Origin of the sequence: Streptomyces graminofaciens, from assembly GCF_030294945.1 — a bacterium.
Taxonomy (GTDB): Bacteria; Actinomycetota; Actinomycetes; order Streptomycetales; family Streptomycetaceae; genus Streptomyces; species Streptomyces graminofaciens.
This window is the reverse complement of record NZ_AP018448.1, coordinates 6,637,538-6,658,071: the sequence shown is the minus strand read 5'-3', so window position 1 is coordinate 6,658,071 and position 20,534 is coordinate 6,637,538. Positions and strand designations below refer to the sequence as shown.

The 20,534-nt window shown below is 69.6% G+C and carries 17 protein-coding genes, 1 tRNA gene and 1 pseudogene; 8 read left to right on the top strand and 11 right to left on the bottom strand.

Annotated elements, in window-relative coordinates:
* From SGFS_RS28750 to SGFS_RS28730, 5 genes and pseudogenes are all read right to left on the bottom strand, one after another.
* Positions 1–388, bottom strand: a pseudogene (locus SGFS_RS28750) (RRQRL motif-containing zinc-binding protein).
* The gene (locus SGFS_RS28745) at positions 388–1,242 is read right to left on the bottom strand and encodes a protein spdB (RefSeq protein WP_286254588.1); all 855 of its coding nucleotides are present in this window, start codon (positions 1,240–1,242) and stop codon (positions 388–390) included. Before SGFS_RS28745 ends, SGFS_RS28750 begins: the two are co-directional and overlap by 1 nt.
* Entirely contained in the window at positions 1,239–1,562 is a 324-nt protein-coding gene (locus tag SGFS_RS28740; RefSeq protein WP_286254586.1) for a hypothetical protein, read from the bottom strand. The genes SGFS_RS28745 and SGFS_RS28740 overlap by 4 nt, the downstream gene beginning before the upstream one ends.
* Positions 1,559–2,011 carry a Pycsar system effector family protein gene (locus tag SGFS_RS28735; RefSeq protein ID WP_286254584.1) on the bottom strand — a complete coding sequence of 151 codons (453 nt, stop codon included), beginning with the start codon at positions 2,009–2,011 and terminating at the stop codon, positions 1,559–1,561. Before SGFS_RS28735 ends, SGFS_RS28740 begins: the two co-directional genes overlap by 4 nt.
* A complete protein-coding gene (locus tag SGFS_RS28730) occupies positions 2,008–2,277 on the bottom strand; it encodes a DUF6284 family protein (RefSeq protein WP_286254583.1) in 270 nt (89 codons plus the stop codon). The genes SGFS_RS28735 and SGFS_RS28730 overlap by 4 nt, the downstream gene beginning before the upstream one ends.
* A 575-nt stretch (positions 2,278–2,852) precedes the next feature.
* Between SGFS_RS28730 and SGFS_RS28725 the strand changes: the two genes are divergently transcribed.
* Together SGFS_RS28725 and SGFS_RS28720 are read left to right on the top strand one after the other, a co-directional pair.
* Positions 2,853–3,647, top strand: coding sequence for a GntR family transcriptional regulator (locus SGFS_RS28725; protein ID WP_286254582.1), 795 nt, complete (start codon positions 2,853–2,855; stop codon positions 3,645–3,647).
* Positions 3,644–4,309, top strand: coding sequence for a YdcF family protein (locus tag SGFS_RS28720; RefSeq protein WP_286254580.1), 666 nt, complete (start codon positions 3,644–3,646; stop codon positions 4,307–4,309). The genes SGFS_RS28725 and SGFS_RS28720 overlap by 4 nt, the downstream gene beginning before the upstream one ends.
* Before the next feature lie 29 nt (positions 4,310–4,338).
* On the opposite strand, the gene SGFS_RS28715 is transcribed toward SGFS_RS28720, so the two are convergent.
* The gene (locus SGFS_RS28715) at positions 4,339–6,306 is read right to left on the bottom strand and encodes an AAA family ATPase (protein ID WP_286254579.1); all 1,968 of its coding nucleotides are present in this window, start codon (positions 6,304–6,306) and stop codon (positions 4,339–4,341) included.
* Between the two features lie 264 nt (positions 6,307–6,570).
* Between SGFS_RS28715 and SGFS_RS28710 the strand changes: the two genes are divergently transcribed.
* Positions 6,571–6,651: transfer RNA gene (locus SGFS_RS28710), tRNA-Ser, on the top strand.
* 119 nt (positions 6,652–6,770) lie between these two features.
* Here the strand turns inward: SGFS_RS28710 and SGFS_RS28705 are convergent.
* The 4 genes from SGFS_RS28705 to SGFS_RS28690 form a co-directional block, all read right to left on the bottom strand.
* On the bottom strand, positions 6,771–7,238 hold the full coding sequence (locus SGFS_RS28705; protein ID WP_286254578.1) for a DUF6083 domain-containing protein: 468 nt from the start codon (positions 7,236–7,238) through the stop codon (positions 6,771–6,773).
* Between the two features lie 242 nt (positions 7,239–7,480).
* Complete coding sequence (locus SGFS_RS28700; protein ID WP_286254577.1) at positions 7,481–7,855, bottom strand: hypothetical protein; 375 nt, start codon at positions 7,853–7,855, stop codon at positions 7,481–7,483.
* A 281-nt stretch (positions 7,856–8,136) separates the two neighbouring features.
* Positions 8,137–8,667 (bottom strand): GNAT family N-acetyltransferase, encoded by a 531-nt coding sequence (locus tag SGFS_RS28695; protein ID WP_286254576.1) that lies wholly within the window; start codon positions 8,665–8,667, stop codon positions 8,137–8,139.
* Positions 8,664–9,581, bottom strand: coding sequence for a bifunctional DNA primase/polymerase (locus SGFS_RS28690; protein WP_286254574.1), 918 nt, complete (start codon positions 9,579–9,581; stop codon positions 8,664–8,666). The genes SGFS_RS28695 and SGFS_RS28690 overlap by 4 nt, the downstream gene beginning before the upstream one ends.
* 246 nt (positions 9,582–9,827) lie before the next feature.
* On the opposite strand from SGFS_RS28690, the gene SGFS_RS28685 reads away from it, so the two are divergent.
* The 5 genes from SGFS_RS28685 (at position 9,828) to SGFS_RS28665 (ending at position 15,026) form a co-directional block, all read left to right on the top strand.
* Complete coding sequence (locus SGFS_RS28685; protein ID WP_286254571.1) at positions 9,828–10,802, top strand: bifunctional MaoC family dehydratase N-terminal/OB-fold nucleic acid binding domain-containing protein; 975 nt, start codon at positions 9,828–9,830, stop codon at positions 10,800–10,802.
* A complete protein-coding gene (locus SGFS_RS28680; protein ID WP_286254569.1) occupies positions 10,799–11,188 on the top strand; it encodes a MaoC family dehydratase in 390 nt (129 codons plus the stop codon). The genes SGFS_RS28685 and SGFS_RS28680 overlap by 4 nt, the downstream gene beginning before the upstream one ends.
* On the top strand, positions 11,185–12,366 hold the full coding sequence (locus SGFS_RS28675) for a lipid-transfer protein (protein ID WP_286254567.1): 1,182 nt from the start codon (positions 11,185–11,187) through the stop codon (positions 12,364–12,366). Before SGFS_RS28680 ends, SGFS_RS28675 begins: the two co-directional genes overlap by 4 nt.
* Positions 12,367–12,579: 213 nt before the next feature.
* Complete coding sequence (locus SGFS_RS28670; RefSeq protein WP_286254564.1) at positions 12,580–13,209, top strand: SigE family RNA polymerase sigma factor; 630 nt, start codon at positions 12,580–12,582, stop codon at positions 13,207–13,209.
* Positions 13,210–13,367: 158 nt separating this feature from the next.
* Positions 13,368–15,026 carry a long-chain fatty acid--CoA ligase gene (locus tag SGFS_RS28665; RefSeq protein ID WP_286254563.1) on the top strand — a complete coding sequence of 553 codons (1,659 nt, stop codon included), beginning with the start codon at positions 13,368–13,370 and terminating at the stop codon, positions 15,024–15,026.
* Between the two features lie 101 nt (positions 15,027–15,127).
* Here the strand turns inward: SGFS_RS28665 and SGFS_RS28660 are convergent, their stop codons facing one another.
* Entirely contained in the window at positions 15,128–20,290 is a 5,163-nt protein-coding gene (locus SGFS_RS28660) for a PAS domain-containing protein (RefSeq protein WP_286254561.1), read from the bottom strand.
* Positions 20,291–20,534 lie beyond the last annotated feature (244 nt).

Genomic DNA, 20,534 nt, shown 5'->3' with positions numbered 1-20,534 from the left:
TCAGTGGCTCCCTTCCGGCCCGTGCGGGTCGGGGTAGGCGCAGGGCACGCACGTGCCCAGCGAGGTCGGGATGCAGTAGCTGTAGGTGATCCGGCAGCGCGGGCAGGTGCGGCGGGCGAGCATCGCCAGGGCGAGGGCGCCCCACTTGCGCGACGTCATCGGCCGCACCGGCACCGCGAGGTCGACCCGGTAGAGGTAGGCGACCAGGGGGCCGCGCCGGTGCCGGCCGCGCATCACCTGCGCGGCCACCGGCTGACCCCCCCGGACGCAGCCCCAGCGCGCGCAGACCGCGCCGGGTGGCGTAGCCGTCCGGCGCGCACCGCCACGGGTAGGTGGGGATGCCGTAGCGGTCGCCGGTCGGGTCGAAGAACGCGGCACGGGCCACCATCAGGCGACCCGCTTCCATGCGGCGCGCAGGCGGACTTCGGATGCGGAGTGGCCGGCTGCGCGGAAGCGGGCGGACATCTCGCGGTAGGACAGGGCGGGGGTCTGGCTGTGGCGGATCTCGTCGACCAGCGCGTCAAGCTGAGCGTCCGTGAGCGCGGGCACGGACTCCAGCGCGGGAAGGGTCTCGGTGGGGCCCCACACGGGCAGTTCCCACCGGGGCGTGACGTCGGGTGTGACGCGGGTCGTCACGCTGGTCAGCGCCCTGCCGGTGTCCTCGCCGTCGCGTGCTTCCTCCAGCGTGGACCACGCCCCGGCGAGGGTCTGCGCGGTCTTGGCCTGGACGCGTGCGACGCGGGCACCGGCCTGCGTCACGGCCGTCAGCCGGGTCTCCTCGGTGGCCGCTTCCGCCCGCAGTCGGGCGCGGGCAACGGCCGCTTCGTCGCGGGCCTCTTGCTGGATTCCCCGGATCGCACCCAGCGCGGCCGGGGTGAGCGCGGTGCGCTCCCACAGCCCGTGAACCAGCCACAAGGCTTTGGCCGCCAGCGGCAACCAGGCCACGGCCAGCCACGCGCCGACGGAAGTCTCGGCGGTCAGGGCGTGCGCGACGAGAACACCGGTGGCGACCAGACCGAACGACCAGCCGACACCCGTCACCGTGCGGTTGTGGTCGCCCTGCGCGGCCAACCTGCGCTCGTAGGCGAGGGTGGCCAGCCATCCGCCGTCGATCCCTAGACCGACGACCAGCGCGACCGGCCACGGCATCGCCGTGCCCAGCCACATCAGCACCACGGCCAGGGTGAGGATCATGGACACCGCCGTCATCGCGACGGCGGGAAGAACGGTCTTTCCCCTCATGCCGCACCCCCGAGGGGAGTGGGGCCGTCGCTGTAGCCGTACAGGTGGATTTCAGCGCCCGCGTACACGGCCGACGCCTCCAGCACGCGCGTCGTGCCGTGCCCCTGCACCCGGTGCGTCACGTCCTCGGCCGGTACGGCCAGGGCCTCGCGCCACGTCTCGAACGCGTGCAGCCCGTCGTGGAAGCGCAGCGTCAGCCGCTCCGGGTAGACGTTGGACAGGTCCACGCTCGGCGCGGGCAGGTGACCGAAGTCGACCGCCAGAAGCCGCAGCACCCGCAACGGCGCGGCCATGCCGTCCAGCGTGAGCATCCCGCTCATGCCGCACCCCCCACCACAGCGACCACGACCGCGAGGACGAGCAGCGCGCCACCAGCGCACGTCAGATCGACCGCACGGCGCAGACCGGTGAACTTCACGACCGCCAGCCGGGACAGGCCCGCGATGTCGGTGGCGAGGTCCCGGGACGCGGCGGTGTCGGTGATCTGCTCAGGGGTGAGCGTCGCCCACAGCGGGAAGCCGTGGCGCCCCTTGATGTTGGGGCGCACCGACCGCAGCAGCACACCGGCCGCCGCGACCAGCACCACCATGCCGACCCCGCCCGCGACGTAGGCGGGGAGGTTGAGCGGGGTGTCCTTGGCGACCGTCCACGCACCGGCCAGCACCGCACCGATAAACGCCAGCAACAGCCCGGTCTTGGTGTCGGTCCGCGCGATCTCCGCCTTCACCTCGGCGAGTGCGGCCGTCAGGTTCTGGTCGGCGGCGCTCACGCGGCACCCCCGGGCAGGCTCGCGCCGGCCGCGCGGTTGAGCAGCGCGACGCGGGCGGCCAGCGCCCGGCGACGGGCCCGGCGGACACGGCGGATGTCCAGCTCGGTCGGGGTGCGGTCGAGGGTGATGATCTGCGCGTCCAACAGGTCGACGTCCGCCAGGATGACGGGCATCTCCTGCTCGATCGCGTCCAACTCAGCCGCCGTCGGCTCCATGAAGTCGGCGAACGCGGTAACAGCGTCCTGAACAGTCACGATGGAACTCATTGGGTCGTGTTCCTCTCACAGGGCGGAACGGCCCGTGGCGGTCCCCGGGGTGCCTCCCGGGGACCGCTCGCCGTTGTGGGTGAAGCCGCATACGACCTGCGGCACGGCCGCAGAGCAGCGGCCGGAGTGCCCCGGGCGAGATTCGATCTCGCGCCCTCACGGCTTGATGCCGGGGCGGGTGCGCGGGCCTGAGCCGCGCCGGCCACCTTTTGCGGGAGGTGACGGCCCGTACTGCGCGATATGGATCTGTGCCTCAGTCCCGCTCCTCCGAGGAATCACATCTCGGTCTCTTCGCGCGGCGTTCGTGCCCTTGGGCAGATCCGTTCTTTTGAGTCGGCGCGTGTCCCTGACGGGAGATGACCGACTGGTCTCCACTCGCCTCAGCCGGTGTCGTCACGGCCGTCACATCTGCGGTGGATCACGCTGTGGAGTTGTCGGAGCAACCCAAAGAAGGCCCTCCTGCGCTCGCTGTCCTGGGACTGCGGGGCGCTGATAAGAACCATGGCGCACAGTCCCAGGACTGTCAACAGTCCTGGGACTGTGTTTCACTTGGAGGCATCGAAGGGAGTTCGGCTGTGGCACCCAAGTGGCGTGAACTGGCGGATCGGATCGCGCAGGAGATCAGGAACGGCGAGCGGGCACCCGGGGATCAGTTGCCCCAGATCAGAGAGCTGGTCGAGGCCGGGGAAGGCTCGAAGTCCACGGTTCATCAGGCATACAAGGCACTTGAGGCCGAGGGGCTCGTGACGTCGTCACGCGGGCACGGCACAGTCGTGCGCGCACGTACGCCCCTCAAGCGGCTCGGCATTGCCCGGTACGACAAGGCGAAGTGGCGGGACGGCGACGAAGTCGCCTTCATCGCGGACCGCGTGGCGTCCGGCCGCACGTACAGCCGGAACGAGCAGACCCAGAAGGTGAGCCGGGTGCAGGCGCCGGCGGCCGTGGCCGAAGCCCACGGGCTCCCCGAGGGTGCGGACGTCTACGCGCGCGCCCGGCTCGTGAAGGAGGGAACCCAACCCACCCACACACTGACCAGCTACTACCGACCCGAGCACGTGGAAGGCACACGCATCGTCGACCCGACCCCGGGCCCGGCCGGCCGTGGCGGCGGCTTCCGTGTCCTCTATGACGCCGGATACGAGATCGACCACATGCGCGAGGAACTGTTCGCGCGCGTGCCTAGCGCCGAAGAGGCTCAGCTGCTCCAGCTCTCGCCGGGTGAGTGGGTGGTAGAACTGCACCGCACCACGTACACAGCGGACGGGACGGTCGTAGAGTTCGCCGTTGGAGTCCACGCGGCATCGCGCTTCGCGTGGTCGTACGACTTCAAGGTCCCCGACTCGGCAGCAACGGAGGGCGAGAGCGAGTGATCTCGGCTCAGGCATGGGCGGATGCTCAGCGGCTCTGGGACTTCCAGCAGATGGGTCATGAGCCGCGTCCATGCTCGGTGGCCGTTGGACTCGGCAGCCATGACCTCGGGGTGGCCGACGCCACCGCAGATCTCTTCCACCGGGGCATGGCGCCGGTCCTCCTCTTCACCGGAGCGACCAGCCGGACCACCCGCGACCGGATGCCCCGTGGCGAAGCCGAGCACTACCGGGACCGCGCGATGGAGCTGGGGGTTCCCGCGAGCGTCATCCTTGTCGAGCCGAACGCCCGGAACACGGGCGAGAACATCCGCTTCTCGCGGGCATTGCTCGAAGAGCGGCGCATCCCCGTCTCATCCGCCCTACTCGTCAGCAAGCCGTACGAGGAACGCCGGGCGTACGCCACGGCCCGGAAGCTCTGGCCCGAGATCGAGTGGGTGAGCGCGTCCACCCCCATGACGCTTCCCGACTACGTCGACTCGATCGGGGACGCGCGTCTCGTCATCGACATGCTTGTCGGTGCTCAGCAGCGACTTATGGTGTACCCCCGGCAAGGGTTCATGGTCGAGCAAGAGGTTCCCGAAGACGTTCTAGCCGCTTACGAGCGACTGTGCGGCGAGGGCTTCACGAGCCGTCTCGTGCCCGAAGCGGCGGATCGGTTCTGATGGCGGCCCATTGGCTCCCTCTTACACCGTCACGCGGACATGAAGTTTCGCAGAACCGCGCTTAGTTCCGTAGGCGGCTCGCCGATCTCCAGCGCCAAGTTTTTCCCGTCCACACGTTTTTTGAAGCGCCTCCCAAGAAAGTGAAGATAAACAGCGTGTAGGATCTCTTCGCCCGGAGCCCATTTAATGAGCTGATCGCTAGACATTTCCGAGACTTCCAGAGTTGCCGATTCCCAGTGCTCTTCGATTTCCCTGCGCAGTCCTTCAGGTTCAGGCAAGCGAGCATTAACAGCTTCCCAGATTTCCTCGGCCGTAGTGGCGTTCTTTGCGAGCTTTCCCCTCGTCTGGTGATCCATGAGCCGCACCGTTGGGATTTTTCGCGCAACTCGATTCACAATCATTGACTGACGCAGGCTCTGTGCAGCATGGATGATCTGTTCGCGCACCAATGCTGAATTGATCTCAACCTTCAGTTGTGCATCTCGCGAAATAGTCGAAGAAATTGCCTCTGCGTTAAGGAGGTAGTTCTCAATTTCGCGACAATCGAGGACGTAGACACTTCCTTTCCGCGTAAGGTCGTCAACCGCCTGGGGTGGTAGCTCATCTCTGTCGCGCAAGTACAGGACGCGGCGTAGTCCGAGGCGATCGACATTCGTCAACCACTTAGAAAAGCGATCTGCGATTCCAGCATTGTCGCCACCGCCGCCAGAGATGACAGTAATTCTCGGGTTTCTCATCACTGCGGGGAACCATGCGCTCAGGATGTCTTCATCTGACGGGCCTTCTACGAATAGCAACCGGTCAGCCGACAGTACATCAGAAATTCGTACACCTAGAGACTGGAACAATTCAACTGGATCATCTTCCACGGCCGTTAGGAAGGAGGACCCTCCCGACCTCGTTACATGCCAAAGAGACTTCTCTCCTGGGGCCCAGTCCAGCATGACTGGGCTGTGTGTAGCGGCAACGATTAGTCGATCGCTTGCCCAGGAATTAAGGAGACCCAGCAAAGCCCGCTGAGCTGCAGGGTGGAGGTTGGTTTCAGGTTCCTCTATCACAAGTGTGGACGGCGTTTCTTCGGTGAGCCCTACAACCAAGGTAAGGAGTAGTTGTTCTACTCCCGTACCCAGCTCCTTGAGGTTATGTCGAACCCCGGGAGAAAAGGGATCGGAAAATGCTACTTCCAATACATTGTTGAGCGTCGGCGTCTCTAGTCGGCCCACTTCAGGCACCATCTGCGAAATAACACTGCGAAGCTCTTTCATGGCTTGCGATCGGTTGGTCTGCAAGTTTAGGAGCACGGCAGGAAGATTACTTCCCGTAGGATCTAGACGGGGCTCACTGGCGAGACTACTTGAACGCGGCGGACCACTCCTCAATGCTTTAAAGTGGTAATATCTGGAACGCCATGATTCCAATTCGCGCATGAATTCATTAGCCTCTCCTAGCTGTCCTCTAAGTGATTCGAGTGTCCGATCGCTCTGATGTGAACTCCAGCGTTTCGAAAGGGTGATCCGTCCATCAGGAGTGCCAGACTGGCTAGGAGCTACTGAGCGGAGAGTGTGCTCTCCTGAAGCTTCTCGATCAATCCGTGCAACGCTAATCTTTTCCGAAGTGGTCCAGGTGGCCCTAATTTCTGCAACGGAGAATCCTGCGTCTGGGGCCTTTCGGAAAATAAACTCAACTTCTTTGAAGGCCCAATCGGATTCCTGTACGTGCTGCGGTACGCCATTCAGCATGGACAGGATTCTTTTACGTCTAGCGTCAGGCATGACGAAAGTTGCCGTAATCGTAGGTTCGGAATCAGCGTGAGCATTGCGATAGCCAAGACCTGGCTCGTAGCCCATCGTGCCTGCGATGACATCGAGAGATGAAAGAAGGGATGATTTTCCAGAATTGTTAGCACCAGCCACGAGAATCAGCCCTGTAGCTGGGAGATCCCATTCAGCGTGCGGAAAGGCCCGAAAGCTTTCGATTGAGACGCGACGCAGATCCATAGAGAGATAGTGCCATCTGTGTGGCTACAGCGGGTCCTGATTGACCAGCAGACCTTGCGCGTCGAGAGCAACAGGCAGCACCCAACTGCCAGGCCAGCGCAGCCGCTCGGGGCTAGCACATGGCGGCACGGCTGAGACAGGGAGATGTGCAGCGAGGCACACACGCACCGATCAGGAGGCTCAGCAGTAGCTGAGCCCCTCCCGGCCAACCTCCGGCCAGGATCGGCTATCCATGATGCCTCCAGCAGGGGAATGCACAGGTCAGCCGTAGCAGGAGTTCGTGCGACGGAACGGTCTTGAAAACCGTCGTGGCGCGAGTCACCGTGGGTTCAAATCCCACACCCACCGTAAGGTGAGAGCCTCTGGCCAGCGAAAAGGGTCGGGGGCTCTCGTCGTGTCCGCACCCCCGTGAGCGACCGCGGTTCCCCGTCGGCCGCCGGCCGATCGGGCATGGGCGGGCACGGTCATGCTTCATGCATGAGACACACGAACTCATGAGCGGGAATGACGGGCTCTCCGGGTGTGGGATCGATGGCGCCGATCCTGATGGCCACTGTCGCCACAGAGATCGGGGTGTTCGCTGCCCTCGGGCGCATCAAACGCCAACGGTGGCGCGGAGGGACCTTCTTCGCAGGCAGCTCGAACGTGGCCAGTTCGACCCAACGGTCATAGTTGGTCGGGTAGCAACGCACCGGCGCATCGCAGTGCCGGCATGTACGGGGCTCGACCCATTGCACGTCGTCCGGGTCGAACTCGGGCTCCGGTGCCGCTGTGGCGCCCTCGCTCAGGGCAAGATCGTTGGCGACCTTGTTCCAGCACCTGTCGCAGAGTTCGGATGACAGGGGAATGATCCGTCCGCGCTCACGAACGTCGGGCCCGTTCGAGGAGCACAACAGGCACTCAGGCCGGCTGACACTGTGGAGAACCGCCATTTTTTGAGTGTGAGTGCCCGGTACACCATTCAAACAGGGCGCCTTTCGGCCTTATTCGGCAAAGTCGCACTTCAGTGGCCAGATCGGCTCGCAGGCGCCACTACTGCCTCAAACCACCACTCACCACTCGCGCGGGATCACTCGCCGAAGTCGAACGCCAGGATGCACGAGGCCGCATCCAGAGTCGTATCGACCTTGCGGCCGGTGGGTTCGTGGCGACCGGGCCGGAACCAAAGGTCGGCTCAGTCCTCGTCGGAGGCTTCCCTGGCCGCCATGATCTCGGTCTCGTAGCGGTCCACGATCTGTTGTGCCGTGCGGCCGGTGAGTTTCGCGAGTTCGTCGATGGACGCGACCGCCCAGTTCGCGAGGGACAGGGCGAAGGCCATCAACTGGTCGTCGCCGTAGGCGCGCTTGATCGTCAGCAGGTAGGTCAGGTTGAGGTACGGCACGAGGTCGGGCTCGTCGGTTCGGCCTGTGTTCGTGCGCATCAGTTCGATCGTGGTCCGGGTCGCCTCCGCGCGCAGTGGCAACAGCCGGTCCCGCTCCGCGTGCACCTCCGCGAACAGTGCTCGGCGCTCTTCCCGCTCCAGTTCGTCATCCGTCGCGTCTGCGTCCACGTCGTCATCCCTCTCCGGGGACGTATGGCAGGAAACGTGCCGCGGGAGGGTGGGCGGTGCGGGCCGGCCCTTGTGGGCGGGCCGCACAAGTGGTTGTTGCTGCCTGGGGCCGCAATGGACAGGGCTGGACGGGGCCGATGACCTTCTCGCCCCGCGGCGTCAGACGGACGGGCTCGGTGGCGGGCCGCTGTCGTAGGTCCAGAGAGCCGGATGGCTGCAGGGTCGGTCCGGCCCATCGCGCCCGTCACCCTGCCCGTGCGGCTCTCACCCTGCTCGCGCCCTCAGTCGACCCGCCTGGCCAGCACCTGTCCCGGCCAGGCCCCGGACAGGAAACTGTCGGTGGCAGTGAAGCCGTTGCGCTCGTAGAACGCGACCAGTTCGCCCCCGCCGCCCGCCCAGCAGTCGACGCGCAGGAGTCGTACGCCGGCCCGCCGGGTCTCCGCCACCGCGTGGGACAGCAGGGCCGCTCCGATGCCCAGGCCGGCGTACCGGCGGTCGGAGATCAGCAGTCGGACGTACCGCTCGGGCTCCTCGGCCGGTGCGATCGGCAGCTGCGGGCTGGGGCCGGAGTCCAGCACCAGGGCTCCGACAGGGGTGCCGTCCGACTCCGCGATGTAGGGAGAGTTCTCGGTCATGTACCGCTCGACCCGCGCCACCCCGCCGGGCTTCTTCGAGTACGGCGTCGTGCCCCATTGCTCGGTGTTGCCCCGGTCGTTCATCCAGACCACCGCCGCGTCGAGCATGTGCAGGATGGCCGGTGCGTCAGCGAGGGTGCCCGGTCTGATCCGGACGTCGTCAGCGGTGTCGTTCACGGCGGGAGCTTAGGCGCTCCCCAGAGCTTGTGGCCCTGTTCCCGCCGCCCCGACATCCGTGACGCCGAAGCGACCGTCGATCTCGCCTCCCGTTCTGTGAGGCCCGTGTGGAGTGCGGCTTCGATCAGGGCGGGGGACAGTTCCTCGCCCAGGCCGTTCTCGTAGGCCCGGCAGGCTGCCCAGAAGAGGCGGGTGTTGCGTTGGCCCTCGTGGGCCGTGCGGACGAAGTGCACCAAGCCGTGGCCGTGGTCGTGGTCGTGACCGGCGTCGTGGAGAGGGCGCCGGGGTGAGGCGTGGCGGGGTGGCAGCAGGAGGCGGAGCAGCTCCGGTGGGCATGGCGCCGGTGTCAGGTGGGCCGTCCCCGGTGCCGTGCCGTAGACGCCCTGGTCCGTGCGGGAGCCGGGGCCGACCAGGTAGCCGCCGGCGCCGCGGATGTCGATGCCGGGGGCCAGGCGGCTCGCGGAGTTGGGGACGACGGCGTCGGGTGGGCCGGTGAGCCAGAGGTGGCGGCCGCCGCTGGGGGTCAGGATCACGACCGTGTCCGGGATCGTGAAGAGGTGGCGTAGGGCGAGTTCGCGCAGGGCGGTCGAGGAGTCCGTGCCCGACTTGGTGTCCAGGTCCACCCCGATCAGGTGATGGGGGCGCACACCACAGGCGATGCCGTAGCCGGTCGCCCAGGGGGCCGCGGCGAAGAGTTCGCGGATGCGGTGCGGGTCGGTGGAGGCGTCGTACACCCCGTGCCCGAAGCGGCCGCACTCGCCGTGACAGGGAGGGGGTGACGGGTCGTCCCGGTGGGGCGAGCGGAGGGCCGGGAGCTTCGAACGGGACAGGGGGATCACCGCCAGTCCGCGCTCGGCGGCGGAGAGGGCGTGTGCCAGGGCCAGCGTCGTGGCCTGCCGATCCGTGGTGGCCATGGTTCTATGTTCGTTCAGATGTTCGATAAGGGGAAGGGGGCTCGGCCGCTGTTTTGCGGTTCCAGGTCTGTTGTGCGGATCGATCGACGGTATGACGGAACGCTTCCTCCTTCGCCGGGCTTGGGGTTGCCGAGCCCGATCTCTCAGCTCGGGCGACCTCGCCGCCCGTCACGCCTCCTCGCGCGACCTTGACAGTTCCGCCGCCGGTTCCTTCAATCTGACGGGTAGTCAGAAAGGGAGGCCCCGGTGAGCGACGATCTCTCCGTACGGCTCGACGATCTCTCCGCACGACTCAAGGCGTACGAAGGCCGGCCCGCCGTGCTCGACGGCCACGGCAAGGACCCCGTCAACGCGCCCATGATCCGCCACTGGTGCGAGGCCATGGGCGACACCAACCCGGCGTACACCGGACCGGACGCCATCGCTCCGCCCACCATGCTCCAGGTGTGGACCATGGGCGGTCTGAGCGGGCACGAGGGGCGCTCGGAGGCGTACGACGAGCTGCTGGGGGCGCTCGACGACGCCGGGTACACCTCCGTCGTCGCCACCGACTGCGAGCAGGAGTATCTGCGGGCGCTGCGCCCCGGGGACGAGATCACCTTCGACTCGGTCATCGAGTCGGTGTCGGGACGCAAGACCACCAGGCTCGGCACCGGGTACTTCGTGACCACGAGAATGGATGTGCGGGTGGGGGGCGAGTCGGCCGGCACCCATCGCTTCCGGATCCTCAAGTACGCCCCGGCCAACCGGAAGAGAAAAGAGCCCGAGCCCGAGCTCGAGTCCGAGCCTCAGCGGTCCCAGCGGCCCCCACGCCCCCGCCCCGTCGTCAACCGCGACAACGCCGGGTTCTGGGAGGGCGTCGGCCGACACCGACTCCTCATCCAGCGCTGTGCCGACTGCGCCACCCTCCGCCTCCCCTGGCTCCCCGGCTGCAACGCCTGCGGCTCGCCGGACTGGGACACCGTCGAGGCGGGCGGGGAGGGGGTCGTGTACTCGTACGTCGTCATGCACCACCCGCCCTTCCCGGCCTTCGACCCCCCGTACGCCGTCGGGCTGATCGAGCTGGTGGAGGGCGTCCGGATCGTCAGCAACGTCATCGGGGTGCCGTACGACAAGGTGCGGATCGGCATGCCCGTACGGCTGGAATTCGTGCGGTACGACGACGAGTTGCAGTTGCCCGTCTTCCGCGCATCGGACGACGCCGAGGAGGTCGTGGCGTGAGAGTCGGCGACGGACTGCCCCCGCTGGAGATCCCGATCACCCGCACCCTCGTCGTCGCCGGCGCCATCGCCTCACGCGACTACCAGGACGTGCACCACGATCCGGAGCTGGCCGTACGGCGTGGCTCGCCGGACGTCTTCATGAACATCCTGACCACGAACGGGCTGGTCGGACGGTATGTCACCGATCATTTCGGGCCGTACGCCGTCCTCCGCAAGGTCGCCGTCCGGCTCGGCGCGCCCAACTATCCCGGCGACACCATGGTGCTGAGGGGGACCGTCGAGGCGATGGACGGGGACACGGCCGTCGTGCGGGTCGTCGGGGAGAACGGGATCGGCAGGCATGTGACCGGCACGGTGACGGTGATCCTGGGAGGTGCGTCGTGAGCGTACGGACGAAGGACCGGCTCGGCGGGCGCGCTGCCGTCGTCGGTGTCGGCGCGACCGACTTCTCCAAGGACTCGGGGCGCAGTGAGCTGCGGCTGGCCGTGCAGGCGGTGCGGGCCGCGCTCGACGACGCGGGGCTGACGCCGGCGGACGTGGACGGGATGGTCACGTTCACGATGGACACGAGCCCGGAGATCACGGTCGCGCAGGCGGCGGGCATCGGGGAGCTGTCCTTCTTCTCCCGCGTCCACTACGGCGGGGGCGCCGCCTGCGCGACCGTGCAGCAGGCCGCGCTCGCGATCGCGGCGGGCGTGGCCGAGGTCGTGGTCTGCTATCGGGCGTTCAACGAGCGGTCGGGGCGGCGGTTCGGCGCCGGGGTTCGGCAGCGTGAGCCCTCGGCGGAGGGGGTGGCGCTCGGCTGGACACTGCCGTTCGGGCTGCTCACACCCGCCTCGTGGGTCGCCATGGCGGCCCAGCGGTATCTGCACGCGTACGGCCTGACCCCGGAGGCGTTCGGACACGTGGCCGTCGTGGACCGCAAGTACGCGGCGACGAACCCGGCGGCGTACTTCCACGGACGCCCCATCACCCTCGCCGAACACGCGGCCTCACGCTGGATCGTCGAGCCGTTGCGGCTGCTGGACTGCTGCCAGGAGACGGACGGCGGTCAGGCGATCGTCGTGACCTCGGTCGAGCGGGCCCGGGAGCTGCCGCATCCGCCCGCCGTGGTCGTGGCCGCCGCCCAGGGCGCGAGCCGGGGTCAGGAGCAGATGACCGGGTTCTACGGGGGTGACCTGACGGGGCTGCCGGAGATGGGCGTCGTCGCCCGCCAGTTGTGGCGGACCTCGGGGCTCGGCCCCGGCGACATCGACGTGGGCATCCTCTACGACCACTTCACGCCGTTCGTGCTGATGCAGCTGGAGGAGTTCGGGTTCTGCGGGCCGGGCGAGGCCGCCGGCTTCGTCGCGGAGGAACGGCTGCCGCTCAACACCCACGGCGGGCAGCTCGGGGAGGCGTATCTGCACGGGATGAACGGCATCGCGGAGGCGGTACGGCAGTTGCGGGGGACCTCCGTGAACCAGGTCGCGGGGGCCGAGCGCGTACTCGTCACGGCGGGCACGGGCGTGCCGACCTCGGGGTTGCTGCTGGGGGCGGACGGTACCGGGTGTCACCGGTAACCGATTAAACCGGTTACCGGTGATCCCGGGCCAGTGCGGTGAGCCCGTGTACGACGTGGGCAGGTCCCTCTCAGGGGTACACCCTCAGTAGATAAGGGCAGTTCCTCCACCTCCAGTAGGTGGGGCCTGCCCCACCTCTACAACCTGAGGGGGATCAGGCTTCGGGACCTGCGGCCGATCCGCCGGGCCGGGCGCCACTTCTAGCGTGGAGCCATGACCACACCCGTCTGCACCAGCGCTTCGGACGCCGCTGCACCGGCGACACGGATCCGTCCGCCCGGTCCGCCCCGTCCGACCCGGTCGGCTCTGCCGACGCTGACGAACCTGACGCGCGCGTCGTATCCGTCGTACCCGTCGTTCTCGGCCTATGTGAAGGCACGCCAGCCGGTGCTGCTGCGGACCGCCCGGTCGCTGACCGCGAACCCGAGCGACGCCGAGGACCTGCTGCAGACCGCGCTGGCCAAGACGTACGTCGCCTGGGACCGCATCGAGGACCACCGGGCGCTCGACGGCTATGTACGGCGTGCCCTGCTCAACACCCGGACGTCCCAGTGGCGCAAGCGCAAGGTGGACGAGTTCGCGTGCGACGAGATGCCCGAGCCGGAGCCCGTGCCGGGCGGGAGCGACCCGGCCGAGCAGCAGGCGCTGCATGACGCGATGTGGCGGGCGATCATGAAGCTGCCGGCGCGCCAGCGGGCGATGGTCGTCCTCAGGTACTACGAGGACCTGAGCGAGGTGCAGACGGCCGAGGTGCTCGGAGTGTCGGTCGGCACGGTGAAGTCGGCGGTGTCCCGTGCCCTGGGCAAGTTGCGCGAGGACCCTGAGCTGGAACCTGTGCGGTAGCTCGCTCGTTGGCCTGTCGTGCGGCTCCGCGCGGACGGCCCGCTCGTAGGTTCCCTCTGATCGATCATGTCGCCCCCTAGTGACATACCGATCGGTATGTGAGCAGAATCAGCGCGACCGTTACCACCGCGTAGGCAGAGCCGCCCCGGGAGGACGCCGTGCTGAGCACCATGCAGGACGTACCGCTGTTGATCTCCAGGATCCTGACCCACGGACAGGTGATCCACGGGACGTCGCAGGTGATCACCTGGACCGGCGAGGGCGAGCCGGAACGCCGCTCCTACGCCGAGATCGGCGCCCGTACCGCCCAGCTGGCGCACGCCCTGCGCGAGGACCTCGGCGTCGAAGGCGACGAGCGCGTCGCGACCCTGATGTGGAACAACGCCGAGCACGTCGAGGCGTACTTCGCGATCCCCTCCATGGGTGCCGTCCTCCACACCCTGAACCTGCGGCTGCCCCCCGAGCAGCTCGCCTGGATCGTCAACCACGCGTCCGACCGGGTGATCATCGCCAACGGTTCGCTGCTCCCCCTCCTCGCGCCGCTGCTCCCGCACCTCAAGCCGGTCGAGCACGTCGTCGTCGCCGGGCCGGGCGACCGCTCGCTGCTGGCCGGGGCGAGCGTCCAGGTGCACGAGTACGAGGACCTGATCGCCGGCAAGCCGACCACGTACGACTGGCCCGAGCTGGACGAGCGCTCGGCCGCGGCCATGTGTTACACCTCCGGCACCACCGGCGACCCCAAGGGCGTCGTCTACTCCCACCGCTCGATCTACCTGCACTCCATGCAGATCAACATGGCCCAGTCCATGGGGCTCACGGACAAGGACCTCTCACTCGTCGTCGTCCCGCAGTTCCACGTCAACGCCTGGGGCGTGCCGCACGCGACCTTCATGACCGGCATCAACATGCTGATGCCGGACCGGTTCCTGCAGCCCGGGCCGCTCGCCGAGATGATCGAGACGCTGAAGCCGACGCACGCCGCCGCGGTTCCCACCATCTGGCAGGGACTGCTCGCCGAGCTGACCGCCCGCCCGCGTGACGTCAGCTCGCTCACCCAGGTCACCATCGGCGGCGCGGCCTGCCCGCCCTCCCTCATGCAGGCCTTCGACAATCTGGGCATGCGTGTCTGCCACGCCTGGGGCATGACGGAGACGTCCCCGCTCGGCACGATCGCCCGGCCCCCGGCCCATGTGGAGGCCGACACGGACGAGGAGTTCGCGTACCGGATCACCCAGGGCCGCTTCCCCGCCTCTGTCGAGGCCCGTCTCACCGGCCCCGCCGGCGAACGCCTCCCCTGGGACGGCGAGTCCGCCGGTGAGCTGGAGGTCCGCGGCCCCTGGATCGCGGGCTCGTACTACAGCGGCCAGGGCGCGGAACCCGTCCGGCCCGCCGACAAGTTCAGCGAGGACGGCTGGCTGAAAACCGGCGACGTCGGCACGATCAGCCCCGACGGCTACCTGACTCTCACCGACCGCGCCAAGGACGTCATCAAGTCCGGCGGGGAGTGGATCTCCTCCGTGGAGCTGGAGAACGCCCTGATGGCCCACCCGGACGTCGCCGAGGCCGCCGTCGTCGCCGTACCGGACGACAAGTGGGGCGAACGCCCGCTCGCCACCGTCGTGTTGAAGGAGGGCGCCTCGACCGACTTCGCCGCCCTGCGCGCCTTCCTCGCTGAAGAGGGCCACATCGCCAAGTGGCAGCTGCCCGAGCGCTGGACGATCATCGAGTCCGTACCGAAGACGAGCGTGGGCAAGTTCGACAAGAAGGTGCTGCGCAGGCAGTACGCGGAGGGCGCGTTGGACGTGACGCAGATCTAGGGCGTCGTCGAGCTACGCGACTCGGGGCACTGTTTCACGTGAAACAGTGCCCCGAGTCATGTGCCCCGAGTCATGTGCCGGAAGCCATGTGCGGGGTCGGCTCAGTTCGTGCCGATGCGGGCCAGCAGGTCCACGATCCGGGTCTGCACGTCCGGGCTCGTCGAACGTTCCGCGAGGAACAGGACCGTCTCGCCCGAGGCCAGGCGCGGGAGTTCGGTCTGATCGACGGCGGCGGTGTAGACGACGAGCGGTGTGCGGGTCAACTGGCCGTTCGCACGCAGCCAGTCGATGATCCCGGCCTGGTGGCGGTGCACCTGCATCAGGTCCATCACCACGAGGTTGGGCCGCATCTGAGAGGCGAGCGTGACGGCGTCCGGGTCGGACGCGGCTCGCGCGACCTGCATCCCGCGCCGCTCCAGCGTCGAGGTAAGCGCGAGTGCGATCTCCGCGTGCTCCTCGATCAGCAGGACGCGCGGCGGGTGCTGCTCGGAGTCCCGCGGCGCGAGCGCCTTCAGCAGGATGGCCGGGTCGGCACCGTACGCCGCCTCGCGCGTCGCCTGGCCGAGTCCGGCCGTGACGAGGACGGGCACCTCGGCGGCCACGGCGGCCTGCCGCAGCGACTGCAGGGCCGTCCGCGTGATCGGGCCGGTGAGCGGGTCGACGAAGAGCGCGGCCGGGTATGCGGAGACCTGGGCGTCGACGTCCTCGCGGGAGTTCACGATGACCGGCCGGTAGCCGCGCTCGCTCAGCGCCTGGTGGGTCGTCATGTCCGGCGCGGGCCACACCAGCAGCCGACGTGGGTTGTCCAGCGGCTCCGGCGGCAACTCGTCGTCCATCGGCTGTGGCTGGGGCCGGTCGGGGATCTCCACGGCGCCACCGGGCCCGTCGAGCGGCTCGGGCCCCTCGGCGGCGTTCTCGTCCGGGGCCCCTATGGCGTACGACCGCCCGGCCCCGTCGGTACCACCCACCAGCCGCGACTGCCCGGCGAGGGACGGCTGCGGCGGGAGGGGGACCTGTCCGGCGAGGGAGGGCTGGGCTACCTGGGGGGTGGTCTGCGCCGGTTGCGCTGCCTGTGCCGCCTGTGCTGCCTGTGCTGCCTGCGGTGTGAGCGGGCCCTGCCCGGCCAGGGATGGCTGGGCGACCTGCGGCTGTGCCTGGGCCGGGAGCGGGATCTGGCCGGTGGCGTGGACCTGCCCGGGCTGCGGGTGCGGGCGGGCCGCCGTCTCCGGGCGCTCGGCGGTGGGCTCGGGAGGCGTCCCGAGCTTGCGGCGCCGACCGGAACCGCCGGGCTGGTGAGGCGCGGGGGTGGCGGTGGACTGTGCCTGCGCCTGGACCTGTGCCTGGGGGGCGGCCTGACGGGCGAACGGTACGCCCTGGCCGAGGGTCCGCACGCTGATCGCCCGACCGTGGGTCGAGTTGGGGTCGAGGGGTGCGGCGACGGGCTGGGCCGCCGCGACGGGCTGGGCGGTGGCGGCAGGCGCGGCAGGGGCGACCGGAGGGGCCGTCTCGGCGGGCAGCGGCTGCGCGGCACGCGGTTGCTGCACGGTCTGCTCCGGCGGCAACGGGGTGCCCGAAGCGGGCGTCGGCTGTGGAGCCTGCCCCGCCTGTGCGGGCTGCTCGGCCGGTACGGCGGCGGGTGCGGCCGCTACCGGGATGCCCGCGCCAGAGCTGTCCTGCGCGTCCGGCCAGGGCTGCGGCTGGGGTTGGGCCTGAAGCGGGGGCTGAGGAGCGGGCTGAGGGGCAGGCTGTGCCGAGCCGGGAGACGTGGCCTGCGCGGGGACACCGGCCGCGGGGACCGGGCGGGCGTTGGCGACGGGGGCGGCAGCCTGGGCGGGCACGGGTTGGGCGGGCACGGGTTGGGCGGGCACCGGCTGGGGTGGTACCGGCTGAGGGGTGCCCGGAACGCCCTGCGCGGGCACGGGCTGCCCGGGGACGCCTTGTGCCGGAACGGGTTGTCCGGGGACGCCTTGTGCTGGAACGGGCTGCCCGGGGACGGCCTGACCGACGACGGGCTGCGCGGCAGCGACCGCCGCCGGGACGCCATGCGCGGGCACAGGCTGCTGTACGGCCCCCTGAACACCTTGCGCGGGAACCGGCTGGGCACCCGCCGCAACGCTCTGGCCCGCAATGCCCTGGCCCGGAACGCCCTGAGCCGGTACCCCCTGAGTCTGTACCCCCTGAGCCTGTACCCCCTGAGTAGGAACACCCTGCTGAGCCACGGCCTGGGCCGGGCCACCCTGCGGCGGAACGCCCTGCGCGGGCGCCACAGTGGCGGTAGCGGTCGCGGTGGAGTCCCCCTGCTGCGGAGCCGGCGCGGGGCGCGCGGCCCGGCGGCGGCCCGTGGGCGTAGGCACCGGGTGAGGCTGCGGCGGGGTGTGGTCGGCGGACGGGTCGTGCAGCGCGGCGTCATGGCGACCGTCGTCCACGCCACCGTCCGGCGCACCCGGCACCACCGGTGCCTGACCCGCACCCGGCACCACCGGCACTTGACCCGCACCGGGCCCGCCGGCGACGGCCTGGGCGCCCGGCACTGCGGCCGCGACCGCACCCTGGCCGCCGTCATCGTCGTACGAATCCTGCTGCGCGGGCAGGGCCGCGGGCGCGGGAGCAGGCATGGCGGCCGGAACCGGACCGGGAACAGGAGCCGGACCGGGAACCGGAACCGGACCGGGAACCGGAACCGGACCGGGAACCGGAACCGGACCGGAAACCGGAACCGGACCGGGAACCGGAACCGGACCGGGAACCGGAACCGGACCGGAAACCGGAACCGGACCGGAAACCGGAACCGGACCGGGAACAGCAGCCGGCAGAGGAGCGGGCGCGGGCATGGCGGCAGGCACCGGCACGGGTCCGAGCCCGGTGCCGCCGGCCTCGGCGTAGTCGGGACCCCGGTCCGCCTCGGCCGGCGGCAGTGCGAACACGGGGCGAGGGCCCTGCGCGGGCGCGGCGGCGCGCTCCTCCGCGTTGGCCAGCGCACGGCGACGTCGCCCGGTCGGCTGAGAGGAATCGGTGTCGCCGGAGGAAGCGGAAGCTGCGGCGGAACCGTCCGCACCGCTCGCCGGAGCCGCGGGGAGCGCCGGCGGCAGGGCGTTCGGGATGTGCTGTTCGGACTCCGGACGGCGGGCGCGTCGTCCGCCCGGCGGAGGCACGGGCACGCCCTGCGGCGGTACCGTCCCGCCCAGCCCGGTGGCGTTGGCGGCGGCCCCCGCGGCATGCTCGGCCGCCGTGACCACCGCGCCCTCGGCCACCGCCTCGCCGGAACCGTCGTCGCCCGTGGCCGGCAGCCCACGCCGCCGCCCAGTGCCTCCGTCGCCCTCGCCACCCCCGGCCTGCACCGGAACCGGCGCGTCAACGGCGCCCGACTCCTCGGCCCGCCGCCTGCGCCGCCCGGTGGGCGCGGGCGCGGCCTCCGCCTCGGGACCGGGGCCGTCCTCGCTCTCCAGGAACGCGTCCACCGACGACCGCCGGGCCCGCCGCCGCCCACCGGAGGCCTGCTCGGGCAGCGCGACCTCGGCCCCGCCAGCGCCCTCCGCACCGGTGGCCGCATCCGAACCCCCGCCACTCTGGGCAACCTCGATCTGGGCCGCGGGCACCGCCCCGGCGCCACCGCCGAGCGGCACCTCCAGCACATACGCGCTGCCGCTCATCCCGGGCACTTCATGGGTCTGGAGCACACCGCCGTGCGCCCGCACGATCCCCTGGACGATCGGCTGATGCACCGGGTCTCCCCCGGCGTACGGCCCGCGCACCTCGATCCGCACGACCTCACCGCGCTGCGCGGCCGCCACGACGACGGTGTTGTCCATGTAGCCACCGGCGGACATGGGGGAGTTGCCCGTCGCGTCGACCCCCGCGACATCCGCGATGAGATGCGCGAGCGCGGTCGCGAGCCGGGTCTGGTCCACCTCGGCCTCGATGGGCGGGGCGTGCACGGCGAACTGGATCCGCCCCGGCCCGATCAGCTCCACGGCCCCGTCGACACCGGCCGCGACGACCGCGTCGAGCATGACGGCCGTACGGACGAGGCCCTCCTCACCGGCGTCGATCCGCTGGTAACCCAGCACGTTGTCGATCAGCGTCGTGATGCGCGAGTACCCGGCGGTGAGGTGGTGGAGCACCTGGTTGGCCTCGGGCCACAGCTGCCCGGCGTCGTCGGCGGCGAGGGTGCCCAGCTCGCTGCGGAGCTGGTCCAGCGGGCCGCGCAGGGAGGTGCCCAGCACGGCGAGCAGCTGCTCGTGCCGCGCCGCCAGCGCCTCGTACCGGTCCTTCTCCCGCTCCCCGAGCGCCGCGTACCGCTCGTCCCCGGCGGCGAGTTCCTCGGCGTGCTGCTCGGCCAGCTCGCTCAGTTCGGCGGTGTGCTCCTCACGCGCCTTCTCCAGTTGCTCGGCGTGCTCCTTGACGAGCCGCTCCATCGCCTCGGCGTACGCCTCGGCCTCGGCGTCCTTCTCCTCGGCGAGCTTGTCGTACGGCCGCCGGTCCGTGAACGTCATCACGGCGCCGACGAGCTGGTCCCCGTCGCGCACGGGCGCGGTCGTCAGATCGACCGAGACCTTGTCGCCGCCCTTCGACCACAGCACCTGCCCGCGCACCCGGTGCTTGCGCCCGGACCGCAGGGTGTCCGCCAGCGGCGACTCGGCGTACGGGAAGGGAGAGCCGTCGTCACGCGAGTGCAGAACGAGGGTGTGCAGCTCCCGTCCGCCGAGATCACTGGCCCGATAGCCCAGTATCTGAGCGGCGGCCGGATTGACGAGAACGATCCGCCCGTCGGTGTCGGTCCCCACCACTCCCTCGGCGGCGGCCCGAAGGATCATCTCGGTCTGCCGTTGCGAACGCGCGAGTTCGGCCTCGGTGTCGATGGTGCCCGACAGATCGCGTACGACCAGCATGAGCAGCTCGTCATTGGCGGAGCCGTAACCGTCGTACGCCTGCTGCCCGTTCTCCAGATTCGCGCTCGTGACCTCGACCGGGAACTCACTGCCGTCGGTACGGCGCGCGATCATGCGGGTCGGCTTCGTCCGCCCGGTCGGGTCCATGGTGTCGGGCCGTCGCATCGAGCCCGGGATGAGCCGTGAGTCGAACTCGGGCAGCAGATCGAGCAACCCGCGCCCGACCAGGGCGGTGCCCGGCGCCTCGAAGGCCTCGAGCGCGATCGTGTTGGCGTTGACGACGGTCCCATTGGCGTTGACCAGCACCAACGCGTCGGGGAGCGCGTCCAGTATGGCTGCGAGGCGAGCAGCGCCTCGGGATGGCCTGCTGCTCACGAGACGCTTCCTCCCTGTTACCGCACCTTGCCGACCGCGGGGGCCATCTTGCCAACCGGCCCGCAGCGTGTCACGCGAGGGAGTCTACGGGCAGTGGTTGCGCTCGCGACGCCGGATGAGAGGGAGGTCGCACACCGAAATCACGGAGACGCTGTGACCGTGCGTTTCGTCCGAAGCCCTACGCGCGCGGCACGCGTACGAGGACAGGCGGGACACCTGTACGGGCGCGGCGGGCGCGGTCGCG